This is a genomic window from Clostridium perfringens (assembly GCF_016027375.1).
GTDB lineage: Bacteria > Bacillota > Clostridia > Clostridiales > Clostridiaceae > Sarcina > Sarcina perfringens.
The window spans coordinates 1,202,444-1,229,197 of sequence record NZ_CP065681.1; the positions used below are offsets into that span (position 1 = coordinate 1,202,444).

Below are 26,754 nucleotides of genomic sequence, written 5' to 3' on the forward strand. Positions count from 1 at the left end.
ATACTATAGTAGAATGAAGATTCTTCATTAAATTTACCTATGAATAAAATAACAAATATCTAACATAAATTTAGTGAGGAAATTTTATTAAATAAATTATTAATATATAAATTTTTGTTTTATAAGTTTTTAAATGAAAAGAGAAATAATGAAATGTAGAATTGTACTGTGTAATTGTGTATAATACAAAGTATTGAGTAAATTAACTAAGGAAAGACCTAGTTGAATTTTAGGAGAGATGAATTTTATGGAAAGAATAGAGTTACTAGCACCGGCAGGAAGTATGGAAAGTTTAATTGCTGCCATAAACAGAGGTGCTGATGCTATATATTTAGGAGGAAGCAAGTTTTCAGCAAGAGCTTATGCTTCTAACTTTGATAATGAAACAATGGAAAAGGCTGTGGATTATGCCCATACTTATGGCGTTAAGGTTTATGTTACAGTAAATACTTTAATTAAGGAAAATGAGTTTCAAGAAGCAGTAGATTACATAGGCGTTTTATATAAAATAGGAGTTGATGCTTTAATAATACAAGATGTAGGATTAGCTAAAAGAATAAGAGAGGTATATCCAGATTTTGAATTACACGCTTCAACTCAAATGAGCATACATAATGGAGAAGGAGCACTTTTCTTTAGAGAAAATGGATTTTTTAGAATTGTTTTATCAAGAGAACTTACTTTAGATGAAATTAAATATATTTCAAAGGACTTAGGAATAGAAACTGAGATATTTGTTCATGGAGCCTTATGTGTTTGCTATTCAGGACAATGTTTAATGAGTAGCTTAATAGGAGGAAGAAGTGGTAATAGAGGAAGATGTGCTCAAAGTTGTAGACTTCCATATACACTAATTAGAGAAAAAGATAAGAAAGAGACTAAAGGATTCCTTTTAAGTCCTAAGGATATTTGTACTATTGAAAATGTAGAGGACTTGATAAAAACAGGAACTAGCTCTTTAAAGGTTGAAGGAAGAATGAAGAGACCTGAGTATGTTGCTGGAGTTATAGAATCTTATAGAGAAGCTATAGATAATTCTTATAGAAATATTAAAAAGTCTCAAGAGGGAAATAAGCTTAAACTTAAAAAGTTATTTAATAGAGAAGGTTTTTCTACAGCATACATGTATAAAAATGTTGGGAAAGATATGATGGCTTTTAAAACTCCAAGAAATACAGGAGTTTTACTTGGAGAAGTTCTAAAAAATGGAGAAGTCCTTTTATTAGATGATCTTTCATTAAAAGATGGAATAAGAACTAATGATGATGGATTTACTGTAAGTAAAATACTTATGGGAAATAGAGAGGTTACTGAAGCTAAAAAGGGGGATAAGGTAAAAATATTCCCTAAAAAATATAAAGCTAATGATAAGCTTTATAAAACTTCAGATACTAAGCTTTTAAATGAATTAAAGACCTCTTATGAAAATCCATATGAGAGAAAGATAAACTTAAAGGCTTATATGAAATTTAAGGTTAATGAACCTATGGAACTTACTGTGGAGTACAATGGAAATTACTTTACAAAGACTGGTGATATGGTTCAAGTTGCAGTAAATAGACCTATGGATAAGGAAAAAGTTGAAAAGAACTTAAAGAAATCTGGAGATATTCCTTATGAAATAAGTGAAATAGAATACGTAACTTTTGAAGATGGTTTTGCAGCAGTTTCTTCTATAAATAATTTAAGAAGAGAAGTTTTAGAAGAGATAAGAAATTCTGAGATTAAAAAATACAAAAGAGTTATAGAAAAACAAAATAATATAGAACTTAATGAAAAGAATGGTGAAATGCCAGAGGTTTTAGTTGTTGTAAATACTAAGGAACAATTAAGAGCTTCAATAGATTGTGGAATCAAAAATATTGCTTTAGATATCTTTGGAAAAAATCAAGGGCAACTTAATAAGAATGCTATAAAAGAATTCAAAGTTGAAGGAATTAATCTTTATATAAAAGCACCTACAATAATAAAAGAAGAGTTTGAAACAATAAGTAATATAATAGAAGAGAATCTTAACTTAATAAAAGGTTTAGTTACAGCTAATACTGGAATAATAAATAGATTTAAGGATAAAACAAATATTATAGGTGATTATAAACTTAATATATTTAATTCTTATGGTATGAAGTTTTATAATGAACATATGATGGGAAGCTGTTTAAGTTTAGAATTAAATAAAAAAGAGTTAAATAAAATGCTTAAGAAGTATTCTAAGGGAGCTCAAATCTTTGTTTATGGAAGACCAGAGGTTATGGTTAGTGAATATTGCCCAATAGGAAGTACCTTTGGTGGAAAATGTACTTCAAAAAATTGTGATAATCAATGTGTAAGTAGTACATTTACTTTAAGAGATAGAATGAATCAAGATTTTGTTATAAGAACTGATATATTCTGTAGATCACACATATACAATACAGTACCTGTTAACTTAATTCAGGAAATTGATGAAATAAAATCTTTAGGAGTAGATTCTTTTAGATTAGACTTTGTAGATGAAAATTATGAAGAGGTTAGACAGGTTATTGAAGCTCTAAATAAGGAAGAAGCTTTAAGATTAAAGGATTATACTAAAGGTCACTTTAAAAGAGGCGTTGAGTAAAGGGGATTAAAGTATGAACGATAGAGTTTTAAGAGTTTTAGAATTTAATAAAATTAAGGAATTGGTTAAGGGATATGCCATTACAAAATCAGCTAAGGAGATGGTTTTAGATCTTAAACCATATGATTCTGTTTATGATGTAAAAGAACATTTAGAAGAAACAAAAGAAGCTTTAGATATTTTAATGAGAAAAGGAAATCCTCCTTTCGAAGGGCTTTATGATGTTAAGGAAGCTATAACAAGAGCTGAAAAAGGTGGAGTTTTAAGTATAGAGGGCTTACTTAGAATAGGAAATATGTTATCTGTAACAAGAAAACTTTCTGACTTTTTAGCTAGAAAAGAAGAGGAAGAAGAGCATAGAATCCTAGAAGGAATGAGAGAAGGACTTATAGTACTTAGAGGTGTAGAAAGTGCCATATCAAAGGCCATAGTAAGTGAAGATGAAATTGCAGATTCTGCAAGTGATAAGCTTTATAGTATAAGAAGAAGCTTAAAAGAAAAGAATTCATCTATAAGAGATAAAGTTAATTCTATAGTAAGAAGTAATGCTCAATATCTTCAAGATTCCTTATACACAGTTAGAGGAGATAGATATGTTATTCCTGTAAAAGCTGAATATAAATCTCAAGTTCCAGGACTTGTTCATGATCAAAGTTCAACAGGGGCTACACTTTTTATAGAACCAACGGCTTTAGTAAACTTAAATAACGAAATAAAAGAACTTATGCTAAAGGAAAGAGCTGAGATTGAGAGAATATTAGCAGAATTATCAGCCTTAGTATATAAAAATATTGATGTTATAAAAGTTAACTTTAATATAATAGTTGAATTAGATTTTATATTTGCAAAGGCTAAATATGGTAGTGATTTAGGTGGAACAATGCCTATAGTAAATGAAGAAGGAGTAATAGATTTAATGGATGCAAGGCATCCACTAATTCCTAAAGATAAAGTTGTTTCTTCTGATATTTATTTAGGAAGAGAATTTACAACATTACTTATAACAGGGCCAAATACTGGTGGTAAAACTGTAACCTTAAAGACTACAGGGCTTATTGAACTTATGGGGTTAAGTGGACTTTTAATACCAGCAAGTGAAAATTCAAGCATAAGCTTCTTTGAAGAGATATTTGCAGATATAGGAGATGAGCAAAGTATAGAGCAAAGCTTATCAACTTTTTCTTCTCATATGACTAATATAGTTAAAATAATGGAGAAAGCAAATAATAAGAGTTTTGTACTTTTTGACGAACTTGGGGCTGGAACAGACCCTACAGAGGGAGCTGCACTTGCTATTTCAATATTAGAAAACTTAAGAGCAAGAGGATGTAGAATAATGTCTACAACTCACTATAGTGAATTAAAGGGATATGCATTAAAAACTGAAAATGTTGAGAATGCTTCTGTTGAGTTTAATGTTGAAACCTTAAGACCAACTTATAGACTTTTAATAGGAGTTCCAGGGAAATCAAATGCTTTTGAAATTTCAAGAAGATTAGGTCTTAAAGATAATATCATAGAAGAAGCTAAAAAGGTTATTTCTACTGAATCACTTCAATTTGAAGATTTAATACAATCACTTCAAGAAAAGAGTATAAAAGCAGAAAATGATGCTAGAGAAGCTGCTATATTAAGAAATGATGCAGAAAAATATAAGAATAGATATAAAGAGAAATTTGAAAGAATTGAAAGCGTAAGAGATAATGTTTATGCAGATGCTAGAAGAGAAGCAAAGCAAATTTTAGATTCAGCTAAGGAAGAGGCTGATGCTATTCTTAAAAATATGAGAGACCTAGAAAGAATGGGGATTTCTAGTGATGCAAGAAGAAAGCTTGAAGCTGAAAGAGGAAAGCTTAGAGATAAAATAAGTGATGCAGAAGCTAGGCTTCAAAAGAAAAAAGAAGAGCAAAAGGGAGAAGAACTTAAAAAGATTGAGGTTGGAATGGAAGCCTTATTACCTTCAATAAACCAAAAAGTCATAGTTCTTTCTAAGCCAGACAATAAAGGTGAAGTTCAAGTTCAAGCTGGAATTATGAAAATAAATGTTAAGGCTAAGGATTTAAGAGTAGCCAAGGAAACTAAAGAAGAAAAGAAAATTAAAAAGAGAGAAGCAAGATTAAACTTAAGACAGGTGGATCCATCAATAGACTTAAGAGGTATGGATTCAGAAGAAGCTTGTTACACTGCAGATAAGTATTTAGATGATGCTTATGTTGCAGGAAGAGGAGAAGTAACTTTAGTTCATGGAAAAGGTACTGGTGTTTTAAGAAAAGCTATAAACGATATGCTAAAAAAACATCCTCATGTAAAATCTCACAGACTAGGTGAGTATGGAGAGGGTGGAACAGGAGTTACTGTTGTAATATTAAAATAAATTTTTAATATTAAATTATGACTTAACTTAGGTTTTGATTTATATAAATTTAAGTTAAAAATAAAATCAATAATAGTTTAAAAAATAATATTAAGAGTTCGTCTAAATTTTTTATTAGTAGATTTAAATAAACTACGCTTATAAAGAATTTTAGATGGGCTCTTTTTTAGATACAATTTATTAAAAAAAGCATAGGTATATTTATGATATAATCAATTTAAACTTTGAGAATTATGTAAAATTGGTATAGAGGGGGCTGTTAGGTGAAAGCAAAAAAGAAAAATAAAAAAATTAAACTTAATGAAGGTAGAGTATTAGCTTTTTTATTAGCCATAGCAATATTATTTTTAGCTTTATCAGGTAGATTGCTTTACATAAGTATATTTAGATCAAAAGATTATAAGGCTATGGCAGAAGAACAATGGACCAATGAAATACAAATAGATGCTAGAAGAGGGCGTATCTTAGATAGAAACAATAGGGAGTTAGCAGTTACTGCAAACGTATTTAGAGTAGATTTAGATTTAATAACCTTAAGAAAATATATTGATAAGAAAGATACTGATAATATTGAAATTGCAAAATTATTAGCTGAAGCTTTAGAGATGGATGAAGAAAAGGTTTTATCAAGAATAGAACTTACATATCCATCAGGAAATCCAGCAAACTCTGCTACCTTAATAAGAAGAATAGAAAAGGAAAAGGCTGATAAGGTTAAAGAGCTAGATATAAATGGAGTAATAGTATCAGAGGATACAAAAAGATATTATCCTAATGGAGATTTTCTTTCTCATACTTTAGGAACAACTAATGCAGATGGAGAAGGATTAAGTGGATTAGAACTTTATTATAATGAAGAACTTATGGGAATCCCAGGAGTAAGAGTTAGTGAAGTCTCTGGAAATAGTACTTCAAATCCTTATTCTGAAACAAGTTTTACTCCACCTGTAGATGGAAAAGATATGACTTTGACAATAGATGAGAATATACAATACTTTGTTGAAAAGGTAGCTGAAGATGCCTTAAAGAAACATAATGCAGACTCAGTAAGCATTGCAGTTATGAACCCTAATAATGGAGAAATTTTAGGAATGGTAAATAAACCTGGATTTAATCCTAATAATCCTTATGAGGGTAGTGAGGCATTTAAGGGGAAAGATGAATCAGCAAAACTACAAAACATGTGGAGAAATACAATTGTTTCAGATGCCTTTGAGCCAGGTTCAATATTTAAAATAATAACTTCTATAGCAGCCATAGAGGAAAATATAGCAGGAAAAGATGAGGTTTATTATTGTGATGGTAGTTTAAATGTAGCAGGGAAAAATATAAAATGTTGGAAACCTGGTGGACATGGAGTACAAAATTTTAACCAAACATTAGAAAATTCATGTAATGTTGCTTTTATGGAAATGGGTGCAAAATTAGGAGCAGAAAAGTTAAATGAATATATTAAACTTTTTGGATTTGGAACTCAATCAGGAATAGATTTACCGGGAGAAGCTACAGGAATAGTTAAAAATGTAGAAGATATAAGTGCTGTGGATTTAGCAACTATATCCTTTGGACAAACTAATACAATGAATGGTATTCAGTTTATGACAGCCTTAAATGCTGTTGCAAATGGAGGAGATTTAATTCAGCCTCATATTATGAAAGAATTAAGTCATAAGGATGATAATGGGACAAAAATTATAGATGAAGTTTTTGTGCCTAAAATACAAGAAAATATAGTAGATGAAAAAAGTACTATGAGAGTTAAAGAGGCCTTAGAATCTACTGTTTCTAATGGATCTTCAAAGGATGCTGGTATTGAAGGAATAAAAGTAGCAGGAAAAACTGGTACAGCAGAAAAGGTAGATCCTGAAACAGGTACTTATGGAGCAGGGTATATAGCGTCCTTTGCTGGATTTGCACCATATGATAATCCACAAGTATCTTTAATAGTAATAATAGATAATCCTAAAAATGGAGAACATTTTGGAGGAATTGTTGCAGCTCCTTTTGCAGGAGAATTATTTAATAATATATTTAACTATATTTCATTAAATGAAGGGCAATTAGATGCGAAAGATGAAAGTGTAATAATCCCTGATTTAAGAGGAGATAAGGTAACTAGTGCTGAAAAAACTTTAAATGAATTAGGAGTTAATTGTGTAATTGAAGGGGATGGAACCTTTGTTACTTCAGTTACACCTATACCAGGCTATAAGGTTAAAAAGGGTGATAGTATAACCTTGTATGCTGGAAGTAGATTTGATAGAAATGAAAAGGAAATAGTAGTTCCTGATTTTAGAAAATTAAATAAGGAAGAGGCAGAAGAAATTTTAAAATCCTTAGGATTAAAGGGAGAATTTGAAGGAGAAGGTGAAATTAAGGAACAGAGCATAAGTGCAGGAGAAATAATAAAAAGTGGAGATAAGATTAAGTTTAAATTAGAAGGATAAAACTTTAAAAATAAAGAGTTATATCAAATAACATATAATAAATATTATAAACCTCTTAATGTTTATAAGATTTATTATTAACTTTTTGATATAACTCTTTTTTACTTTAAAAGATAAATACTTTTTTTATGAAGTTTTAAGGATTATAATAAAATAGAATTTTGTTAATAAATAATGGATAAATTTTTATAAAACTAGGAGTAAATTTATTTTAATAAGTTTTAGGGAGGAGAAATTTGTGATTTTAATTAGTGGGTGTTTGTGTGGAGTTAATTGTAAATACAATGGTGAAAATAATTTAAATGAAAATATATTAAAGCTTCTTAAGGAAGGAAAAGCAGTGATTGCCTGTCCAGAACAATTAGGAGGACTAAAAACTCCAAGAATACCAAGTGAAATAGTGGGTGGAACAGGAAAAGATGTACTAGAAGGAAAGGCAAAAGTACTTGGTAAGGATGGAGCTGATGTTACAAAAGAATTTCTTAAAGGGGCTTATGAAACTTTAAATATAGCAAAGAGCATAAATGCAGAATATGTAATTTTAAAAGCAAAAAGTCCATCTTGTGGTCTTGGAGTTATATATTCAGGAAATTTTAATGGAGAGAAAAAAGAAGGAAATGGGGTAACTTGTGAACTTCTACTTCAAAATGGATTTAAAGTTAAAACAGAAAATGATTTTTAGGAGGAATGTATAGATGAATAAGGATATGAGAGATAAAGCTAGAGAACTTTATAATGGAAGTTGTAGAGTATGTAAAGTTTGTAATGGAGTAGCATGTGCAGGAGAAGTTCCTGGCATGGGAGGAAAAGGAACAGGAGATTCTTTTATAAGAAATGTAGCGGCCTTAGAGGAAATAAAACTTAATATGAGAACAATTCATGATGCTAAAAACCCTACTACAAATATTGAAATTTTCGGTAAGAATATGGAGTTACCACTTTTTGCAGCTCCTATAACAGGAACTATGTTAAATATGGGTGGAAAAGTTAGTGAAAGAGAATATATTGAGGGAGTAGTTAAGGGATGCTTAGATTCAGGTATATATCCTATGGTAGGAGATACAGCAGTAGACTTATGTTTAGCTACTAATTTAGAAGTAATAGAAGAATATAATGGACAAGGAATTATATTTATAAAACCTTGGAAAAATGAAGTTGTAATAGAAAAAATAAAAATGGCAGAAAAAGCAGGAGCCTTTGCTGTAGGCGTGGATATAGATGCAGCTGGACTTATAACTTTAGCTATGAATGGAAAACCAGTTGAACCTAAAAACTTAGAGGAAATAAAAGAATTAGTAAATTCAACAAAATTACCTTTTATATTAAAGGGAATAATGACGCCAGATGAGGCTGAATTAGCAGTAGAAGCAGGAGTAGATGCCATAGTAGTATCTAATCATGGAGGAAGAGTTTTAGATCAAACTCCAGCCTCATGTGAAGTGCTACCAGAGATAGCAGCTAGAGTTAAAGGAAAAGTTAAAATTTTAGTTGACGGTGGAGTAAGAACTGGAGTTGATATATTAAAAATGATAGCCTTAGGTGCTGATTGCGTTTTAATAGGAAGACCTTTTATAACAGCTACCTTTGCTCATGGAGCTAAAGGGGTAGAAGAATATGTGAATTCTTTAAAAGGTGAATTAAAATCAGCTATGGTATTAACAGGATGTAACTCAATAGAAAATATAGATAATAGAGTTATTTACAAAGGAGAGAATTAACTTATGAAAGTTTTTGCACATAGAGGATTTAGTTATAGATATCCAGAAAATACTTTGTTAGCATTTAAAGAGGCTTTAAAATTAGATATATATGGAATAGAGCTTGACGTGCACAAAAGTAAAGATGGAAAATTGGTAATAATACATGATGAGGATATAAAAAGAACTTTTAATGGAAATGGAAAAGTTAAGGATTATACTTTTGAAGAACTTAGAAGCTTTAAGTGTAATAAAGAAGGCTTTGAAAATAATGATGATTGTAAAATCTCCTTATTAGAAGATGTTTTTAATCTTATAAAAGATAAGGATATAGTTTTAAATATAGAAATTAAAAATGATGTAATAGATTATGAAAATATTGAGAAGGATGTATTAGATTTAATAAAGGAATATAATCTAGAAAGAAAAATACTTATTTCAAGTTTTAATCATAAGGCCTTAGAAAAAGTTAAAAAGTTAAATGGAGATATTAAATTAGGGGTACTTTATGAAAAAGAAATGCCTAATATTCTTGATATTGCTAAAAGTTTAAATGCATATGCAATACACCCTGCTAAATCCCTTGTTTCAGAAGAACTGGTAGAAAAAGCACATAATGAAGGTGTAAAAGTCAATGTTTATACAGTAAATGAAAAAGAGGATATAGATAAACTTAAAAATTATGGAGTAGATGCTATATTTACAGATCAGGCTAAAATGGCTTTAGAGTACTTAAAATAACAAGTAAATTTTAAAAGCCATTTATATTAATACTAAATAATAAACCTTATAAATTATTAAATTTCACCAATAATTTATAAGGTTTATTTTATAATATTACTCTTTAATATAATATATTTTTTTAAATAAAATCAAAAAAATAAATAATTTTTAATATTTATTGTAATAAATATTATGTTATTTGAATAAACATATATAGGATAAATATAGTTAAGGAGGAAGTATGAAAGTTAGGGCTATAAAAAGTTTTTTAGCAACTACAATGGCAATGACTTTTTTAGTTAGTATGGCACAAGGATCTATATTAACTAAGGCAAATACTATAAATAATATGAAATATGTAACAGAAGCATTTGGAGCAATTCCAACAGAAGAACAGGTTAGCTATCAAAAAGAGGAACTTACAGCATTTATACACTTTGGTGTGAATACCTTTACAGGAAGAGAGTGGGGAGATGGAACAGAAAATCCAGAAATTTTTAACCCTACTAATTTAGATGCTGATCAATGGGTAAAAACTTTGGCAGATGCAGGCTTTGGAAGGGTTATATTAACTGCAAAACATCATGATGGATTTTGTTTGTGGGATAGTGCATATACAAAGCATGATGTAGCTAGTAGTCCTTGGAAAAATGGAAAGGGAGATGTGGTTAAAGAGGTTTCAGAAGCTTGCGCTAAATATAATATAAAATTTGGAGTTTATTTATCACCATGGGACCAAAATTCAGAACATTATGGAGAAGGTAATGGTGGTGATTATAATGAGTTTTACATGAATCAGCTAAGGGAGTTATTAACTAACTATGGACCTATAGCTGAAGTTTGGATGGATGGAGCAAAGGGATCAAATGTTAAGCAAGAATATAACTTTGAAGAATGGTTTGCTCTTATAAAAGAATTACAACCAGAATGTTTAATATTTAGTCCACAGGGTCCAGATATTAGATGGATTGGAAATGAAAAAGGATATGCAGGAGAGCCTTGCTGGTCAACTATAGATATTGAAAAAATGAAAGAAAGGGAAAATCCAACATATTTGAATAATGGAGAAGAAGGTGGATCAGATTGGGTAGTTGGAGAATCAGATGTATCAATAAGACCAGGTTGGTTTTACCATGAATCTCAAGATAATGAAGTTAAATCCTTAGAAAAAATGATGGATATTTATTTTAAATCCATAGGGAGAAATTCAGTTTTATTATTAAATGTTCCCCCTAATAAGGAAGGAAAGTTACATGAAAATGATGTTAATAGATTAAAGGAATTTGGTGAAACAATTAAAGAGTTATTTAATGATGATTTAGCTTTAAATAAAGAGGTAATAGTAGATAGTTTTGCTAATAGGGATGAGACATATGGTGCAAATAAAATTGTAGATGGAGATTATGATACCTATTGGGCACCAGATAATAGTAGTAAAACAGGTACTATTGAAATAGATCTAGGTGGAAGTAAAGAATTTGATGTTATTTCTTTGCAAGAGTATATACCATTAGGTCAAAGAGTATCTAGTTTTAATATAGAAGTGTTACAAGGAGAAAATTGGAATAAGGTTTATGAAGGAAAAACAATAGGATATAAAAGACTTATTAGAATATCCCCAACTAAAGGAGAAAAAATAAGAATTAATATAACTGGTTCATTAGAAGTGCCACTTATAAATAATGTTGGAGTTTATAAACAACCTATTAGTATAGAACTTCCATCAGGGCCACCAGCTGGATTGAAAGTATTAAATGATGATAATAAGGGGAATGAATTAGAACAATTTAACTTTAGTGATGGATGGGTATATGAGACTATCCATGGAGAAAATGATTTAGGTGGAGATGCTCACTATACAAGTAAAACTAATGCTACAGTTAATATTAAATTTAATGGAACTAAGTTTTTCTTATCAGGAACAAAGGATTCAGGACATGGAATAATGGAAATTTCCATAGATGGTGAAAATCCAGTAGAGGTTGACTTATATTCTCCTAATAGAAAATCTAAAGAGATAGTCTTTGAAAGTGAAGATTTAAGTGATGGAGAGCATGAAGTTACGGTTAAATGTACTGGAAGAAAGAATTCAAGTTCTAGAGGGACAGCGGCTCATATAGATGGAGCTTATGTATTAGACAATGGTGGAAAAGGTATGGTTGAATTTGAAAAGGTAGGATACGAAGTAAGTGAAAATATAGGAACTGCTACTTTTAAGGTTATAAGAAAAGGCGGAAGTAATGGTAAGCTTGAAGTTAACTATGATACTTTAGCTGGCACTGCTTTAAATGGAGTTGATTATCAAACATGGTCTGGTACTTTAGCATTTAATGAAGGTGAAACAGAAAAAACTTTTGATATAACAATCATTGATGATAAGGAAAAAGAAGAGCCTAAGGAATTCTATTTAAAATTAAGTGATCCAATAGGTGGAATATTAGGATTTAATTCAAGAGCTACAGTTACTATTAATGATGATGAGCAAATTAAAATAGAAACAAAGGATACTGGTGATGGATTACATCAATTTAATTTTTCAGGAGGATGGAATAAAGAGACTGATGGAGCATGGACAAACAATATGAATTCAACTTTCTCTATCAAGTTTAGAGGAAAGCAAATTTCTTTAATAGGAGCAAAGGATCCTAATCATGGAATTTATGAAATTTCAATAGATGGAGGAGAATTTGTAGAAGTTGATGCTTATGCAGAAAGTAGGGTTACAAATCAAGTAATATATGAAAGTGAAGTATTAACTTCTGGAGAGCATATTTTAAACTTTAGATTAAAGGGTGAAAATCCACATGGAGGTAGAGCTGATGGTCAATTGAATTATGCTCTAGTGGATACCAGTGAAGACAATTTAGTTGAGCCAGAAATGCCTACAACAGATTTAAACAAAGATGGCAAAGTTGATATTGGTGACTTATCATTAGCATCTAAACATTATGGGGAAAATATTAAAGAGTATGATATAAATGGTGATGGAGTTATTGATGAATTTGAACTTAATTCTATAACGAATGATATATTAAAATAATTTTTATGTGCTGTATCTAATTATGTCTAAAAATTTTAAGTGTTTAATCATTTTTAAAATTTTTACATAAAGATACAGCCTATTTATTACATATATTTATAATAAATGCGAAAATGCATTAATAAATATAATGATTACTTTAGTAGGGGGAGAATTTATGAAAAGGAAATTCTTAAAGAAAATAGCTCTAATAGTTTCTTTAATGGTAGTTGGGCAATCAGTTTATACTTTTGCTAAGTCTAGTAGATTTAATGAAGTAGAAAAAAGCACTTTAAATGAAAATATTGATCTAGATAAATTAGCTTTATGGTATGATGAGCCTGCTACAAACTGGGAAAATGAGGCCCTTCCAATTGGAAATGGTTATATGGGTGGAATGATTTTTGGAAGTGTAGCAAGTGAAAGAATACAATATAATGAAAAAACTCTATGGTCTGGTGGACCAGGAGCATGGGAAGGTTATAATGGGGGAAATAAAGAAGGTGCTTGGGAAGCTGTACAAGAAATAAGAAAAATATTAGCTGAGGGTGGAACTCCTTCAAATGATTTATATCAAAGAGTATGTGGGGATCAAAGAGCTTATGGAGCTTATCAAAATTTTGGAGACATATTCTTAGATTTTAAGTCTCATGAGGAGAGTAAGGTAACTAATTATAGAAGAGAGCTTAATATAGAGGAATCTTTATCTACAGTTAAATATAACTATAAGGGTGTTAATTATGAGAGAGAATATTTTTGTAGTTATCCTGATAATGTAATGGTTATTAAATTAAAGGCTGATAAAGCTTCTTCGCTAAATGTAGATGTTAGAAATGAAGGCGCCCATAATGGGAAGAATCTTTCTGTAGAAAATAATACTTTGATATTAAGTGGTGCAATAGAAGATAATGGAATGAAATATGAATCTCAAATTAAGGTTATTAATACTGGAGGATCAATTCAAGATAAAGAAGATAGAATAAGTGTTGAAAATGCAGATGAAATAACAATAATAATGAGTGCAGGAACAGATTATATAAATGAATATCCAACTTATAAAGGAGAAGACCCACATTCAGCAGTAACTGAAAGAATTAATAATGCTGTAAATTTAGGATATGATGAATTAAAGAGTAGGCACATAGAAGATTATAAAAATTTATTTGATAGAGTAAATTTAAATTTAGGAGAACTTAAATTAGATAAGCCTACTGATGAAATGCTTAATGAATATAAAACAAATCAATCCAATAGCTTAGAAACTTTATTTTTCCAATATGGTAGATATTTGCTTATTTCCTCTTCAAGGGAAGGAAGTTTGCCAGCTAATTTACAAGGAGTTTGGAATAATTCTAATAATCCACCTTGGAGTTCGGATTATCATTTTAATGTAAACATACAGATGAATTATTGGCCAGCAGAGGTTGCTAATTTATCTGAAACTGCCATTCCATTAGTTGAATATATAGAGAGTTTAAGAGAACCAGGAAGAAAGACGGCAGAAATGCATTGTGGAATAGAAGGGGCAATGGAAAATAAAAATGGATGGACAGTAAATACAATGAATAATCCTTTCGGCTTTACAGCTATGGGATGGGAATTTGATTGGGGATGGGCTCCTACTTCTAATGCTTGGATAAGCCAAAATCTTTGGGAGCATTATAATTTTACTGATGATAAGGATTATTTAAGAGAAAATATATATCCTATTATGAAAGAAGCTGCACAGTTTTGGACTCAATTTTTAGTTGAATATACTCATAGTGATGGAAAAACCTATTTAGTTTCTTCACCAAGTTATTCTCCAGAACATGGTCCTAGAACTGTAGGAACAACTTTTGACCAAGAACTTATTTGGCAATTGTTCACAGATACTATAAAAGCTAGTGAAACTTTAGGAATAGATGAAGAGTTTAGAGCAGAACTTGAAAATAAGAGGGAGAGATTATTAAAACCTCAAATAGGTAAACATGGACAAGTTCAAGAATGGAAAGATGATATAGATGATCCAAATAATAATCATAGACATATTTCTCATCTTGTAGGACTTTATCCAGGAACTCAAATAAATCAAAAAGATACTCCTGAACTATATGAAGCAGCTAAGGTTACTATGAATCATAGAGGGGATGGAGGAACAGGATGGTCTAAAGCTAATAAAATAAATCTCTGGGCTAGATTATTAGATGGAGATAGAGCCCATAGATTATTAGAAAATCAATTAACAACAAGCACTTTAGAAAACTTATTTGATACTCATCCACCTTTCCAAATTGATGGTAATATGGGAGCTGTTTCTGGAATGGCTGAAATGCTTGTACAAAGTCATTTAGGAACAATAAATCCATTGCCAGCATTACCAACAGCATGGGAAGATGGAAGCTTTGATGGATTAAAGGCTAGAGGAAATTTTGAGATTTCAGCTAACTGGAATAATAATTCATTAAATCTCCTAAAAATAAAATCTGGTTCAGGAAATGATTGTTATTTAGAATATCCAGGAATAACAGAAGCTATTATAACTGATGCTAATGGAAATAAAATAACTCCAGAGGTTGTTTCAGAAAATGTAGTTAAGTTCCCAACAGAAGTTAATGGAGAATATAAGGTTGAAGGAATGCCTATGGAGAAACCAGAAAAGGTTAATGGATTAAAAGCTTTAAGAAATGGAGATAACTCTGTTTCATTAAAATGGAATAAAACAAAATTTGCAGAAGGTTATGATGTTTATAGAAAAGGTGAAGGGGACTTTGAATTAATAGCTGAAGATGTAAAAACAGAAGAGTTTATTGATGAAAATGCTCCGTTAAATGATAGTTATAGTTATTTATATTATGTAGTGGCAAAGAATTCAGAGGGACTAGGAGAGGCATCAGAAAAGGTTGCAGTTGAAACCAGTGTTTATTTAAGTGAATTAGAATGGAAAAGTGCATCTACTGGATATGGAGAAATACAAAAAGATGCTAGTTGTGATGGAAATACAATAACTTTAAAAGGTGAAAATGGAGAGAAGGTTTCTTATGATAAAGGAATAGGAACCCATGCTCATTCAGAGATAGTATATAGTTTAGAAGGATTAGATTACTATGATTATTTTGAAACCTTTGTTGGGGTAGATCAAGAAATGGCTGGTACTGTAGCATCTATATCCTTTGAAGTTTATTTAGATAATGAGAAAGTTTTTGATAGTGGATTAATGACAGGAGATACTACACAAAAACATGTTAAAGTGCCTATAGCAGGTAAGAATACACTTAAATTAGTTGTAAAAGATGGGGGAGACAGTATAGGCTCAGACCATGGAAGTTTTGGAGACGCTAAGTTAACAAAAGTTCATGCTGCTAGTAATGCAGATCTTAAATCTCTAAATATTAATGGAAATCCTCTAGAAGAATTTAATGGAAGTAAATATGAATATTCTTATGATCTTAAAAAGGGAGAAAACTTACAAAATTTAAATGTTGAAGCAGAAGCTTTTACTTCAGAGGCTAAGATTGAAATTACAAAACCAGAAGAACTCCCAGGGGAGGCAGTAGTAAGAGTTACATCTAAGGATGAAACTATGCATAAAGAATACAGAGTTTTAATAAATCCATATGTAATTGTGGAAGAAAGCATAATTGCTTATTATAACTTTGAAAATTCTTCTAACTTAGGAGAAGATAGTTCTAAAAATAGTTTTCATGGAGAAGTAAATGGTACAGTTACTCAAGGAGAGTCAAAGGATGGAAAAGCTGCTAATTTTGGTGATGGATATATAAGTGTTGAAAGCAATGATTCATTAAAATTAGATGATAATTTAGTTATAGAAACTGAAGTTTATTTAGATGAATACACTAATTATTGGCAAAAGATAGCTCAAAAAATAAATAATGGGACAGGAAAAGGTGGATTCTTAATAGATGTATCTCCTGAAGGAAAATTAAGATTCCATGCTGAAGGGTCAATAACTCAATTTATATCTAATAAAGCAATTCCTTTAAATGAATGGACAAATATAAAAGTTATTTTTGAACATTCAAAGGGTGAAGCATCTATTTATATAAATGGAGAGTTAGATAAGACAGTAAAGCCAAGTTCACCTTTAGAAGTTAGTGATTTACCACTTATTATAGGTGCTGATTCTAATGGCAGTGATAAATTGAAAGGGAAAATGAATAATTTAACTATTTCTTCAATAGAGCGTAGAGTAGCTAGTAGCAATGCTAGTTTAAGTGATATTTCTATTAATGGTGAAACTATGGAAGGTTTTAAAAAGGATGTGTTTGACTATGAAATAGATTTAGAAGAAGGAACAAATATTGTCCCAGAAATAACAGCTACATCAGAAGATTCAAATGCCACTATTGAAATTAAAAATGCTGAAATTTTACCAGGAGTTAGTAAAATCAAAGTTATAGCAGAAGATGGTACAGAAAGTATCTACACAATTAACTTAAATATTAAAGTGAAAAATCCTTTAAAAGCAGATTTTAACAAGAATGGAGAAATAGATTTAGGGGATTTATCTATGGTATCAAAATACTTTGGATCAAATAATAGTGACTTTGATCTAGATGGAGATGGTTTAGTTGGAGAATATGAAATAAACTTTGTATCTAGTGAACTTCTAAAATAAAAATAGAAATAAAATTAATTTAAGGGGGTCTTTATCAAAATTTATTTTGAGAAAGTCCTCTTTATTTATATAAGACATTAAAGTTTATGAATAATAAAATGAATTTTGGAGATAATACTTAAAAGGAGGGATGATGATGGAAAATTTACAAGTAAATCAAAGAGAAAAAAAGACTAGACATTCAAGTAGACAGTGCAGAAGAAAGGGATTAGTTCCTGGAGTTATATACGGAAAAGGAATTAATAATTTCTTATTTGAAATAGGAGAATTAGAACTTAATCATGCTCTTTCTGTAACTGGTGAACATGGACTTTTAAGCATAAATTCACAAGAGGGTTCTTTAAATACTCTTATAAAAGAAGTTCAAAGAGATCCTGTAACTAGAAGGGTATTACATATAGATTTAGAAAAAGTTGAAGGTAATGAAGAAATAGAAACAGCTGTTCCTATAAATTACGTTGGAGAAGAATACATAAATAAATTAGATGCAGTGTTACAAAAGAATCTAGATAGCATAAAGGTAAAGTGCTCTCCATCTAATATTCCAAAGGGAGTAAATTTAAATGTGGGAAGAGCTAAGCCAGGAGATCAATTTAAGATTGCAGATGTAGAATTTGGAAATGAAATAACAGTAGTTGATGATTTAAATTCTATAGTAGCTTCTGTAAGTTATGATCAAAAGATAATAACTCAAGAGGTAGTGGATCAAGAAGTAGCTGAAAATAGAGCTAAAAAGGAAAGTTAATATAAGCTTAATATAAATTAGAGTAAAAATGGGATTATTTTGTTTACAGTTCCATTTTTACTTTTTTTTGTTTTCAAATTTCAAAATATTGTAGTATAATATCTGTGAAAATAAAATATAAAATCCTTATAGAGATTTAAAGGGGAGATAGTGCAGTGTATAGAGAAAAATATGAAGAATGGCTAAATTCTGATATTATTTCTGAGGAAATAAAGGCGGAATTAAGAGACGTAAAAGAAGATAAGGAAATAGAAGATAGATTTTATAAGGAATTAGATTTTGGTACTGGTGGATTAAGAGGTATTATTGGTGCTGGGACTAATAGAATGAATATCTATACTGTAGGAAAAGCTACTCAAGGATTTGCAGATTATTTAAATGATAATTATGCGGGGGAAAAATCTGTTGCAATAGCTTATGACTCAAGAAATATGTCTAAGGAGTTTGCAAAAGCGGCTGCTTTAACTCTTTGTGCAAATGGAATAAAGGTTAATCTTTTTGAATCTTTAAGACCGACTCCAATGTTATCCTTTGCAGTAAGAGAATTAAATTGTAAGGGTGGTATTGTTATAACAGCATCACATAATCCAAAACAATACAATGGATATAAAGTTTATGGAGATGATGGATGTCAATTAACAGATGCTCCTGCAAAAGCTGTTATTGGATATGTTAACAAAGTTACAGATTACGCAAACATAAAGACAATGAGTGAAGAAAAGGCTTTAGAAGAAGGACTTTTAGTTTATATTGGTGAAGAAATAGATAAAAAATATATAGATGATTTAAAAACTTTAACTATAAGAGAAGATTTAGTTAAGAAGCATGCTAAAGATTTAAAAATAATTTATACTCCAATTCATGGTTCAGGAAATGTTCCTGTAAGAAGAATATTAAAAGAGTTAGGATATGAGAATGTGTTTGTTGTTAAAGAACAAGAAATGCCAGATGGAAATTTCCCAACAGCTCCATATCCAAATCCAGAAGATCCAAAGGTATTTAAATTAGCTTTAGACATGGCTAAAGAAATTCAACCTGATATAATATTTGGAACAGATCCAGACTGTGATAGAATAGGTGTTGTTGTTAAAGACAATAATGGAGAGTACCAAGTATTAAGTGGTAACCAAACAGGAATGTTACTAACTAACTATATATTAAGTTCATTAAAGGAAATGAATAAATTACCTGAAAATGGTGCAGTTATAAAAACTATAGTTACTACAGAGTCAGTAAGAAAAATGACTGAGGAATATGGGGTAACTTTAATAGATACATTAACAGGATTTAAATATATAGGTGAAAAGATAAGAGAATTTGAAGAATCAGGTTCAAATGAATATTTATTTGGTTTTGAAGAAAGCTATGGTTACTTAGCTGGAACTTTTGCTAGAGATAAGGATGCTGTTGTAGCTTCAATGTTAATAGCTGAAATGACTTTATATTATAAAGAACAAGGAAAAACTCTTTATGATGGTTTAATAGAGCTTTATAATAAATATGGTTACTTCAAAGAAAGCTTAGTATCAATAGAACTTGCTGGAAAAGAAGGACAAGAACAAATAGCTAAGTGCATAGATGGCTTAAGAAATGATGCCCTAAAAGAAATGAATGGAGTTAAAGTTATTACATCTTTCGATTATAAGTTAAGCAAAGAAGTAAATAACTTAACTGATGAAGAAAAAGAAATAAAACTTCCAAAATCAAATGTTTTAAAATATGTTTTAGAAGATGATTCTTGGTTTGTTGTAAGACCATCAGGTACAGAGCCTAAGATGAAAATTTACTTATCAGTAAAAGGTTCAAGTTTAGAAGATTCAAAAGAAAAAACTGAAAACTTTAAAAATGCAATAATGGAAGTAATTAATGCTAAATTAAAATAGTTTAAGTTAAACAAAGAGCTATGTTAATATAACTTATATAAAACTTATAAGTTATAAATATAGCTCTTTTTATATTTTTAGAGCTTAATTCACAAAAGAGTTAATTAAAGTGTTATAATATATAACTAAAATAAGTGTTATAAGTTATAACTAAATACTAAGATGAACTAATTTTTATTTTGTGATAAAATAAAGTTCGAAATTTATGATATATAATAAAATTTAGGTTTATAAATTTTATTTTTAGATAGAATTAAAATAGTTAGTAAAAGTAGTTAAGGAGATAGATATATGAGTTTTAATACATTTGCAAAAGAAAAATTATCACAACTTTTATTTTTAGAAATAGATGGAGATGGATTTGTTAAAAGCTTAGGAAAAGATCCAAAAGAGGTTAATATAAATGAAGTTTATATCCCAATAGATCCAAAACATTTATCACAGGATGTGAAAAGTGGATATAAATTAGAATCTTTACCAATAAACTATTTAGTTGAAGGAATGTTTTTTGCTTTAGGTGGAGACAAGGATTTTAAATTTAATAAGGAGTATAAAAAATTAATTCCACTAATAGAGGATGCTATTCCATGTGTTAAAAAGATAGTAGCTGATAAGGTTAAAGAAGAAAATATGGTTGAAGCATTTATGCTTTTAAAGGGATTAACTGAAATATCAGATGAAACTGAGGTTTACGAAAATCTTCTTTTAATATGTGAATCTTTAAGAGAAAGAAATAAAGCTTACAATGAAACTCAACTAGAAATTTGTGATAAATGTAAAGCAAATAGAAGTGATTTAGCTCTTCCATATCTTTATTCAGCAATAGCTTACAATGACATGGGACAATATGATAAAGCTTATGTTGATATAAATGAATATTTAGCTAAGGGTGGAGAAAGAAATGAAATAGTTGAGGTTTTATATAATGAGATAAAAGACTCAGCTGATTATGAAGAAGGAAAAGAAGATTTAATAGAAGAACCAGAGGATGCTTTAAAAAGACTTCTTCCTTTAGCAGATAAATTCCAAGATAATGCTATTTTAAGATATTATATTGCAACAGCTTATAGAAGACTTGGAAATTTTGAAAAGGCAGTTTATTACTTAAATGAATGTTTATCAATTGATGATAGTATAGTTGAAGCAGTAAATGAAATGGGAATAAATTATGCATCTTTAGGAATATATGATGAAGCTGTTAAATATTTAAGAAAAGCCTTTGAAAGTACAAGAGATATAGAGGTTTGTACTAACTTAATAGTTTGTTATTTAAATGCAGGAAAAATAGAAGAGGCAAAGCAGCATTTAGATATAGCAAAGGCTATAAACAAGGATGATGAAATAGTAAAAGAAATAGAAACATTTATGAAAAATAATAATATTAAATAGCCTTAGGAGCGGAATATGTATAAGGAGTTATTAGGATATAAAATATTTTCAGATAATAAAGAGGAACTTTTAAAAGAGATTGAAAATAAAAAAAGAGTTAACATAATATCTGGAAATCCAGAGGTTTTATATAATGGTATAAAGAATGAATTTTTAAGAAATAGCTTTACTAAAGAGGATGCTTTAATAATTCCAGATGGAGTAGGAACTTTGCTTGCAGCTAAGATTAATGGAATAGATATTACAGAAAAAATAGCTGGAATTGAAGTTATGAATATGCTTTTAGAGGAAGCTAGAGATAAGAATTTAAAAGTGTTTTTATTAGGAGCTAAGGAAGAGACACTAATTAAATGCAAGGAAAAAATAAAAGAAAGCTATGATGGAATTAATATAGTTGGAAGTAATAATGGCTTTTTTGATTTAGACAATTGTGATGATTTAATAGAAAAAATTAATGAAAGCAAGGCTGATATACTTTTTGTTGCCATGGGAGCGCCTAGACAAGAAGTCTTTATAGAAAAATATAAGGATAAACTTTGTTGTAAGATTTTTATGGGTGTTGGTGGAAGTTTTGATGTGTTTGCTGGAAATGTAAATAGAGCACCACAATTTATGATTAACATAGGTATGGAGTGGCTTTATAGAGTAGCTAAAGAGCCTTGGAGAATAAAAAGATTAGGTAGCATACCAAAGTTCTTAGTTTTATCACTTAAGGAAAGAGGTAAAAGATAATGAAAATTTTATTTATAGCTTGTTATTCTCCTATGATAAATAATTCAGCATCAATTGAAACTCTTATGTACTTAAATAATTTATGTAATATAGAGAATAATGATGTGCATCTTTTAACTGTAGACTTTCCTAAAAACTCTATCTACTATGATGAGGAAATATTAAAGCTTTTAGATAGTAAAGTAAAGGTTCATGCTATTGAAGGTGGAAAATTATTTAATAAGATTATGCCAAAAAAATCTATAGAGGTTAAGGAAGATGAGAAGTCTTCTAACACGAAATCTAGTGGTAAAATTAAGCTTATGAGAAAAATTAAAAATAAAATAATTTTTCCTGATATGTATTATAACTGGAGTTTTAAAGCTTCAAAGTATGGCATAGAACTTATGAATAAAGAAAAGTTTGATGTTATATTTTCTATGCATGAGCCACCATCTAGTCACCTTTGTGCTTTAAGAATAAAAAAGCACTTTAAGGAGATTCCTTGGGTTTTATATTGGAGTGATCCTTGGCTTAAGGATCCCTCAAGAGAGGATATTGGCTTTATAAGAAAATTCATAGAAGGTAGACAAGAAAAATCAGTAGTATTAAATGGGGATAGACATATCTTTGTAACTGAAGAGAATAAAAAAGATTTTATGGAAAAATATAATGTAAAAGAAGATAAAATGTTTATCGTAACTAGGGGGTACAATAAAGCCATATATGAAGAAATTGAAAGGGCAGAAAAGCCAGAACTTTTAAAGGATAATAAGATAAACTTAATTTATGCTGGAGAAATTTTCAGTAAAATTAGGGATTTAAAACCTTTTATAAAAGCTTTAAAAGAATTAGAGAAAAGAGATCAGGAGCTATTTAATAGATTAAACATAATATTTTTTGGAAACATAGATGATGAAAATATTAAAGAAGAATTAAAAAAGTTTTCTAATGTTAGTGTTAATGGAAGAATTGACTATAAGGAAGCTTTAAGATACATGATACATGGAGATGTTCTTCTTGTTTTAGGAAACAAAAATTCTAAGCAAATACCTGCTAAAATATATGACTATTTAGGAACAAAGAATCTTATTATGGTTATATTAGGAGATGAAAATGATCCTATTAAGAATGTTGCACTTAATAAAGAAAAGTGTATAGTTAGTGAAAATAATTATGAGGCTATAATAGATGACTTAAATAAATGTAGGGATTTAATAGATTCAGGTAAGAAATTTAAGGCAAATGAAGAATATGAATGGAGTAGTATAGGTAAGAAGCTAAATAATATACTAAAATTAAAATAGGCAATAAGACATGACGGAGGGGTACACAATGAAAAACGAAAAGATTAAAGACTTTATAGAAGATTTAGGTTCAAGTTCATCAGCACCTGGTGGTGGGGCAGCAGCAGGGATTGTTGGAGCAGTAGGAGTTGCATTAACATCAATGGTTTATAGCTTAACTGTTGGTAAAAAAGCTTACGAAGCATTAAGTGAAGAAAATAAAAAGAAATTAGATGAAAATCTTGAAAATGCAAAAAAATCTTATAATGAAATGTTAGATTTCATGAACAAAGATGAGGAAGCTTTTACTGCGTTAATGGATTGCTATAAGTTACCTAAGGAAACTTGTGAAGAGAAAAGCTTAAGAAGTGAAAAAATAGATGAATGTACTTTAGGGGCAATGATGGTTCCATTAGAATTAAGCAGAAAAGCCTTAAAGTTTTTTGATAATGTAAAATTTGCTTCTAAGTATGGAAATAAAAATTTAATTTCAGATGCTGTAGTAAGTGCTATAATGCTTAGTGCTTGTATAGATAGTTCCATAGTTAATGTAGAAATAAACTTAGGATTTTTAAAAGATAAAAACTTAGTTAATAGTGTAAAAGAAGAAATTTTACATATAAGAAATGAAAGCAATAAATTAAAAGAAGAGATTTTAAAAGAAAGTGGTTTTCTTCAAAATTAAGTAAAAATAGAATAAAAATTATTAGATAAATAATAAGGGGTCTATATCAAAATGTAATAAAAAACTTATAAACATATTTCGAGAATTAATAGATTAAGCTAAATTTAGAGATTCTCTTCATACAATTTGTAAGTTTTATAAAAGTTATTTTGATATGGGCCCCATAATTGATTTAGTATTATTCTTTTTTAGGAGTTAAATCATTTAAGGATTTAAATTCATAACCATTAGATTTTAACTCTTTTAAAATTTCATCTAAAATAGCAGTATTAGTATCTGATACGGCATGAAGCAGAGCTATTTCACCATTATGAACTTTATCTAATATTTTTTTCTTAGCAGCTTCTTTAGAAGGTTGCTCATCAACTAACCAATCTTTATAAGCAAAACTCCAAAAAACAGAGGTATAACCAAGTTCTTCAGTGTAAGCTAAGGATTGTTCACTGTATTTACCCATTGGAGGTCTAAAGAATTTAGGCATTTCTTTTCCAGTAACTTTAGAGTATTCCTCTTCAACTTCAGTAAATTCCTTTGTAAATTTTTCTTTATCAAGTATTTTAGCCATAGATGGATGATGAGAAGTGTGATTACATACAAGATGGCCCTCTTCATCCATTCTTTTTATAAGGTCTGGATAGTCTTTTATATATGGTCTTGTTACAAAGAAGGCAGCAGGAACTTGATTTTCTTTTAATATATCAAGTATTTTTGCTGTATTACCATTTTCATATCCTTCATCAAAAGTAAGAAAAATTTCTTTCTTTGATGTGTCTCCACAATATACAACTTTATGATTGCTTATATAAGGAGTTTCTTTTGGCCCATGAGGAACACCTTCCTCTTTACTAAAAGAATAATACCAGTTAAATTCTTTTGTACAAGGGCTATTAAATTCTTTTGCACTTACTTTTGTGTTTAAAGTAATAGATAGAATCATCATTATTGAAAATAATAATGAAAAAACTTTCTTAATCATAAAATATCACCTCAAATTTAGTATGTGTTATATATTAGGATTAATTTGTATTTTTAAGTGGATAATTAGGAAACATAATACAGTTGTTGAAATATATATTAAGCTAGAGTATAATCATTAAGTATGAAATTAAATATAAGAAAGGGACGTGTACATAGATGAAATTAGGAATGGTTGGATTACCAAATGTTGGTAAAAGTACATTATTCAATGCTATTACAAAAGCAGGAGCTGAATCAGCAAACTATCCTTTCTGTACAATAGAACCAAACGTAGGTGTTGTAAGTGTACCAGATAAGAGATTAGATGTTTTAGAAAAAATATATAATACAAAGAAAAAAGTATATACTGCAATAGAGTTTTATGATATAGCAGGATTAGTTAAAGGTGCTAGTAAAGGTGAAGGATTAGGAAATAAATTCTTATCACACATAAGAGAAGTTGCAGCTATCGTTCATGTTGTAAGATGCTTTGACGATGAGAATGTTGTTCACGTAGAAGGTTCTGTAGATCCAATAAGAGATATAGAAACTATAAACTTAGAACTTATCTTTGCAGACTTAGATGTTCTTGAAAGAAGAATGGAAAAGACTATGAAGTTAGTAAGATCAGGTGATAAAACTGCTAAGTTTGAGTATGATGTAATGGAAAGATTAAAAGCTCACTTAGAAGCAAATAAACCAGCTAGAACTTTAGAAGCTACTGAAGATGAAGAAGCTTTCGTAAAAAGCTTATTCTTAATAACTTCAAAACCAGTTTTATATGCTTGTAACATATCAGAAGATGATATGATGGAAGGAAACTTAGATAATGAATATGTTCAAAAAGTTAGAGCATATGCTGAAACTGAGAATTCAGGAATCATGGTTGTTTGCGCTAAACTTGAAGAGGAATTATCAGGATTAGATGAAGAAGAAAAAGCTGAAATGTTATCTGAGTATGGATTAGAAGAATCAGGTCTTGATAAACTTATACAAGCAAGTTACAAATTATTAGGATTAATGAGTTACTTAACTGCAGGGGTACAAGAAGTTAGAGCTTGGACAATAAAACAAGGAACTAAAGCTCCACAAGCAGCAGGTAAAATTCACTCTGATATAGAAAGAGGATTCATAAGAGCTGAGGTTGTTTCTTATGATGATTTAGTAGAATGTGGTTCAGAAGCAGCTGCTAAAGAAAAAGGTGTTTACAGATTAGAAGGTAAAGAATACGTAATGAAAGATGGAGATATAGTTAACTTCAGATTCAACGTATAATATAAAAGAAAAAAATTATCATCAAATTTAAACAGTATTTTTAGACAAAAAAAGAGCTATTTGAAGTTTTCTTCAGATAGCTCTTTTTCTTTATGGCGGGAATATGTGGGAATCGAACCCACCCATGATGGTATTAGCACCATAACTAGGTTTTGAAGACCTGTAGAGACACCAGCCCCTATCTACTCCCATAATATTTTAAAATTTTACATCAAAATAAGTATAATGTCAAATTTTTTTCTAAGAATATTTTAATTATATAAACTTATAAATCCTGAATATTGAAAGGAATTTTTAATTTTTTATAGAATAATGTATAATAAAATATAATATATAATGGGAAAAT

The 26,754-nt window shown here is 29.5% G+C and carries 16 protein-coding genes and 1 tRNA gene; 15 read left to right on the top strand and 2 right to left on the bottom strand.

Going from position 1 to position 26,754, the window contains the following annotated elements:
• Window positions 1-247: 247 nt before the first annotated feature.
• The 14 genes from I6G60_RS05940 (at window position 248) to I6G60_RS06005 (ending at window position 24,176) form a co-directional block, all read left to right on the top strand.
• Window positions 248-2,599, top strand: a complete 2,352-nt coding sequence (locus tag I6G60_RS05940) for a U32 family peptidase (RefSeq protein WP_110016132.1) — start codon at window positions 248-250, stop codon at window positions 2,597-2,599.
• A 13-nt stretch (window positions 2,600-2,612) separates the two neighbouring features.
• Window positions 2,613-4,973 (top strand): endonuclease MutS2, encoded by a 2,361-nt coding sequence (locus I6G60_RS05945; RefSeq protein WP_025648173.1) that lies wholly within the window; start codon window positions 2,613-2,615, stop codon window positions 4,971-4,973.
• 263 nt (window positions 4,974-5,236) lie between these two features.
• A complete protein-coding gene (locus I6G60_RS05950; RefSeq protein WP_110016133.1) occupies window positions 5,237-7,420 on the top strand; it encodes a stage V sporulation protein D in 2,184 nt (727 codons plus the stop codon).
• 238 nt (window positions 7,421-7,658) lie between these two features.
• Complete coding sequence (locus I6G60_RS05955) at window positions 7,659-8,102, top strand: DUF523 domain-containing protein (RefSeq protein WP_011590978.1); 444 nt, start codon at window positions 7,659-7,661, stop codon at window positions 8,100-8,102.
• A gap of 13 nt (window positions 8,103-8,115) precedes the next feature.
• A complete protein-coding gene (locus I6G60_RS05960) occupies window positions 8,116-9,138 on the top strand; it encodes an alpha-hydroxy-acid oxidizing protein (RefSeq protein WP_003460161.1) in 1,023 nt (340 codons plus the stop codon).
• A gap of 3 nt (window positions 9,139-9,141) precedes the next feature.
• Entirely contained in the window at window positions 9,142-9,858 is a 717-nt protein-coding gene (locus tag I6G60_RS05965) for a glycerophosphodiester phosphodiesterase (RefSeq protein WP_003460154.1), read from the top strand.
• A gap of 223 nt (window positions 9,859-10,081) precedes the next feature.
• Window positions 10,082-12,880 carry an alpha-L-fucosidase gene (locus I6G60_RS05970; RefSeq protein ID WP_110016134.1) on the top strand — a complete coding sequence of 933 codons (2,799 nt, stop codon included), beginning with the start codon at window positions 10,082-10,084 and terminating at the stop codon, window positions 12,878-12,880.
• 157 nt (window positions 12,881-13,037) lie between these two features.
• Window positions 13,038-17,477, top strand: coding sequence for a glycosyl hydrolase family 95 catalytic domain-containing protein (locus tag I6G60_RS05975; protein WP_057231752.1), 4,440 nt, complete (start codon window positions 13,038-13,040; stop codon window positions 17,475-17,477).
• A gap of 133 nt (window positions 17,478-17,610) precedes the next feature.
• Window positions 17,611-18,222, top strand: coding sequence for a 50S ribosomal protein L25 (locus I6G60_RS05980; RefSeq protein WP_003469843.1), 612 nt, complete (start codon window positions 17,611-17,613; stop codon window positions 18,220-18,222).
• Window positions 18,223-18,377: 155 nt separating this feature from the next.
• Complete coding sequence (locus tag I6G60_RS05985) at window positions 18,378-20,105, top strand: phospho-sugar mutase (RefSeq protein WP_011590974.1); 1,728 nt, start codon at window positions 18,378-18,380, stop codon at window positions 20,103-20,105.
• Window positions 20,106-20,396: 291 nt separating this feature from the next.
• The gene (locus tag I6G60_RS05990) at window positions 20,397-21,494 is read left to right on the top strand and encodes a tetratricopeptide repeat protein (protein WP_003460180.1); all 1,098 of its coding nucleotides are present in this window, start codon (window positions 20,397-20,399) and stop codon (window positions 21,492-21,494) included.
• A 15-nt stretch (window positions 21,495-21,509) separates the two neighbouring features.
• On the top strand, window positions 21,510-22,226 hold the full coding sequence (locus I6G60_RS05995; protein WP_003481897.1) for a WecB/TagA/CpsF family glycosyltransferase: 717 nt from the start codon (window positions 21,510-21,512) through the stop codon (window positions 22,224-22,226).
• Window positions 22,226-23,512 carry a glycosyltransferase gene (locus tag I6G60_RS06000; protein ID WP_011590973.1) on the top strand — a complete coding sequence of 429 codons (1,287 nt, stop codon included), beginning with the start codon at window positions 22,226-22,228 and terminating at the stop codon, window positions 23,510-23,512. The genes I6G60_RS05995 and I6G60_RS06000 overlap by 1 nt, the downstream gene beginning before the upstream one ends.
• A gap of 28 nt (window positions 23,513-23,540) precedes the next feature.
• Entirely contained in the window at window positions 23,541-24,176 is a 636-nt protein-coding gene (locus tag I6G60_RS06005) for a cyclodeaminase/cyclohydrolase family protein (RefSeq protein WP_011590972.1), read from the top strand.
• Window positions 24,177-24,354: 178 nt separating this feature from the next.
• Here I6G60_RS06005 and pdaA read toward each other — a convergent pair whose 3' ends face one another.
• Window positions 24,355-25,152, bottom strand: a complete 798-nt coding sequence (gene pdaA, locus I6G60_RS06010; RefSeq protein ID WP_011590971.1) for a delta-lactam-biosynthetic de-N-acetylase — start codon at window positions 25,150-25,152, stop codon at window positions 24,355-24,357.
• Between the two features lie 158 nt (window positions 25,153-25,310).
• On the opposite strand from pdaA, the gene ychF reads away from it, so the two are divergent.
• Window positions 25,311-26,408, top strand: coding sequence for a redox-regulated ATPase YchF (gene ychF, locus I6G60_RS06015; RefSeq protein ID WP_003451384.1), 1,098 nt, complete (start codon window positions 25,311-25,313; stop codon window positions 26,406-26,408).
• Between the two features lie 93 nt (window positions 26,409-26,501).
• Here the strand turns inward: ychF and I6G60_RS06020 are convergent.
• A tRNA-Sec gene (locus tag I6G60_RS06020) sits at window positions 26,502-26,598 on the bottom strand.
• Between the last annotated feature and the right edge of the window lie 156 nt (window positions 26,599-26,754).